Genomic DNA, 2,986 nt, shown 5'->3' on the forward strand with positions numbered 1-2,986 from the left:
GCGCCACGGCATGGAAACCGGCTTTGCCGAGCGTTTCCGGGCGGAAATGGTTCCGCAACTGACGGCCAGCGGGGGCCGGCTGCTCGGCGCCTTCGTCAGCGAGCATGCCGAAAACACTTTTTCGCGGCTGCCGGTGCGAGCCGGCGAAAATGTCTTCATCGCAGTCATCGGTTTCGACGATGGCGACGCCCATGCGAACTATCGGTCCGGCCTTGGCGCTTCTCCGGCATGGCAGGCGGTTCGCCAAACCATGCAGGCTGCTTCGACGCAGCCGGCAGAGACGTTGCGCCTCACGCCGACGGCCCGATCGCTGTTGCGGTAGTCACTCGGCTGGCAGCACGTCGGCTATTGCCTTGGCGACGAAGGCCGGGTCTTCCCAGTGCGGATTGTGGCCGCAGTCCTGCGCCCAGACGAGACGCGATCCGGCAAGCGCCTCGGCCAAAGCCTCCTGGTGCGCTTGGCCGAAGAGGGGATCGCAGGCGCCGGCAATGATCAACGTCCGGACCCGCACAGCCCGCGCCGCCGCGGTCAGATCCGTGCGGCGGATTTCTTCGAGAATGGCGCGCCAGCGCGCCGCCGGCATCGCCGAAGCGTCCGCCGCCAGGCCGGCAAGAAGGGCCCGCGGCACGCCGGACCCGCAGGCGTGCCACCAGTCGTAGAACGGATCAGTCGGCGAGATCGGGTCGCGCAGTTCCGCCACGCCGTCAACCAACGGATGGTCCGGCGCGAAATCTGCCTTCAGCGCCCCGGCCAGGATGACCAGCCCGCCGACCAGTTCCGGATGCCGCGCGGCCACCTGCATGGCGACCATGCCACCCAGCGAATGGCCGAGAACGACCGGCCGGGCGAGCCGCAGGTTGCGGATCAGCCCGGCGACATCGTCGGCGAAATCGGCGATGCCAAAGCCCCTGCCCGCCTGCGAGGCGCCATGGCCGCGCAGGTCCGGCATGACCAGCCGCCGCGCGGAAAGATGCGGCGCCAGCAACGAGAAACTGCGGCTGGTGTCGGTGAAGCCGTGCACCAGGACGAGCGGCGGTTCCGAGCCGGCGACCTCGACATAGGCGAGGTCGAGGCCACCGACATCGACGAATCGCTTGCGGCCGGCCCAGGCGTCCTGCTCGCCCCCCTGTCCCGACAGATCCAATGCCGCGGGCCTCACAGTCCAAGCTTTTCCTTGACCGCGGCGAGGCCGGGCTTGCCGTCGAAGGTGGTGACGCCGGCAAGCCAGGCGTCGACACGATCCTTGTTGAGCGTGATCGACTTAAGCGCCGCTTCCTCCGGCTTCATGCCGTCATTGATGAGGTAGCCCATGCCGACATTTTCCAGATCGATGTCGAAGGCAAGGTTCTTCAGGAACTGCGCCACGTTCGGGCACTCCTGCAGGAATCCCTTGCGCACCTGGGTCGTCACCGTCGCGGCGCCGAAATTCGGGCCGAAGAACTTGTCGCCGCCGGTCAGATACTTGAAGTCGTACATCGTGTTCATCGGATGGGGCGCCCAGCCCTGGAAGACGATGAACTGCTTCTCCTTGATCTCGTAGCCGACCTCCGAGAGCATGCCGGCTTCGCTCGATTCGACCACCTGCCAGCCGTCGAGCTGGAACTGAGGATCGGCGATAGCATCCATCATCAGCTGGTTCGAGCCGGGCTCGATGCCGTACATCTTCTTCCCGAACTTGTCGGCGAATTTGTGCAGGTCGGAGAGATCCTTGACGCCGGCTTCCCAGACGTAGGTCGGCACGGCGAAGGTGTATTTGGCGCCGACCAGATTGACCCGCACATTCTCGATCGAGCCGTCCTTCCTGTAAGGCTCGTAATAAGTGACCATCGCCGGATCCCAGTAGCCGAGGAACAGGTCGAGGTCTTTGTTCTTCATGCCTTCGTAGATGACGTTGATGCCAAGCACGTCGCTCTGCGGCTCATAGCCGAGCGCCTGGAGCAGGACCTTGGCCACGCCCGTCGTGAAGGCGAGATCGTTCCAGCCGGGCTCGGCCATTCGCACCACCTTACATTCCTCCGCCTCGGCCGCCTGAACGGTTTGAGCGGCCACCATCAAGGCAGCGAGACAGACGCCATTCGCAAGCAAGCGCACCATTCCGGTTCTCCTCTGTTGACCATTTGGTCATGTTATTGTCCCAGTGGTCAATGATTGATCTGAGCGGGCGAAAATGTCAACATGGATTCGCAAACATGGATCGATCCGGTGAAGCTCACACGTCTCAGCGACATACGCCGCAAGGAGTTGCGGCAAGCGGCCTTTGCGGTGCTCGAGCGCGAGGGCATTGCCGGCGCCACCTTGGAAAAGGTCGCGGCCCAGGCCGGCGCCTCGAAGGGCATCGTGCTGCACTATTTCCGCAACAAGCAGGAATTGTTCGAGCACGCGATGCGCGAGGCCAATGCAGTGCTGTGCAACGCGGTGGTGGCGCGGCTCAAGCGCGCGCGAACGCCGATCGAGCGGCTGGACGCGGTGATCGAGGGCAATTTCGAGGAGCATTTGTTCCTGCCGCCGCTCTGTCACGCCTGGCTGTCGCTCTGCGCCGAGGTGCCGCGCGACGAGAAGCTGGCGCGCATCCAGCGAGTGATCCACGCGCGCATGCGCTCGAACCTGTTGTCCGGCCTGCGCGGCCTCGCATCGCCGGAGTTGGCCGCGGAGATCGTACTCGGCGTCACCGCTCTGATCGACGGGCTGTGGCTCAGGCTTGGCCTGCAGCCGGGCAGCGTGTCGCGCGCGCAGGCGGTCCGCCAGGTCAAGGACTATGTCGCGGGGCGGCTCGCGCTGCGCCAGCCCGCGGCCATCGGCCTGGCGGCCGGATAACAGAGTCTACTCCCCGACCTCATCCTCCAGGTTGCGGAAGCCGAGCGCCTCGACTTCCACCAGGATCTGCTCGCGGATCCAGCGATGCGGCGCCTCGTCGTCATGGCGGGCGTGCCAGTACATCCTGCCAGCCGGCGAGGGAATCGAGATTGGGGCCCAGTAGATGCCGAGC

The 2,986-nt window shown here is 65.2% G+C and carries 3 protein-coding genes and 1 pseudogene; 2 read left to right on the top strand and 2 right to left on the bottom strand.

Annotation, left to right across the window (positions count from 1 at the left end; genetic code table 11):
* Nucleotides 1–322, top strand: a pseudogene (locus EOA75_RS31250) (NIPSNAP family protein); the annotation flags it as partial.
* Here the strand turns inward: EOA75_RS31250 and EOA75_RS31255 are convergent.
* Together EOA75_RS31255 and choX are read right to left on the bottom strand one after the other, a co-directional pair.
* On the bottom strand, nt 323–1,159 hold the full coding sequence (locus EOA75_RS31255) for an alpha/beta hydrolase (RefSeq protein WP_067324826.1): 837 nt from the start codon (nt 1,157–1,159) through the stop codon (nt 323–325).
* Nucleotides 1,156–2,094, bottom strand: coding sequence for a choline ABC transporter substrate-binding protein (gene choX, locus EOA75_RS31260; RefSeq protein ID WP_067001126.1), 939 nt, complete (start codon nt 2,092–2,094; stop codon nt 1,156–1,158). The genes EOA75_RS31255 and choX overlap by 4 nt, the downstream gene beginning before the upstream one ends.
* Nucleotides 2,095–2,202: 108 nt before the next feature.
* Here choX and betI point away from each other — a divergent pair, with 108 nt between their 5' ends.
* Entirely contained in the window at nt 2,203–2,814 is a 612-nt protein-coding gene (betI, locus tag EOA75_RS31265) for a transcriptional regulator BetI (RefSeq protein WP_127216670.1), read from the top strand.
* Nucleotides 2,815–2,986: the final 172 nt, after the last annotated feature.

Origin of the sequence: Mesorhizobium sp. M1A.F.Ca.IN.022.07.1.1, assembly GCF_003997575.1 — a bacterium.
Classification (GTDB): domain Bacteria; phylum Pseudomonadota; class Alphaproteobacteria; order Rhizobiales; family Rhizobiaceae; genus Mesorhizobium.

Excerpts from the sequence above, each read along its gene's own strand:
- choX (WP_067001126.1), bottom strand. The coding sequence starts at position 2,094 with ATGGTGCGCTTGCTTGCGAATGGCGTCTGTCTCGCTGCCTTGATGGTG.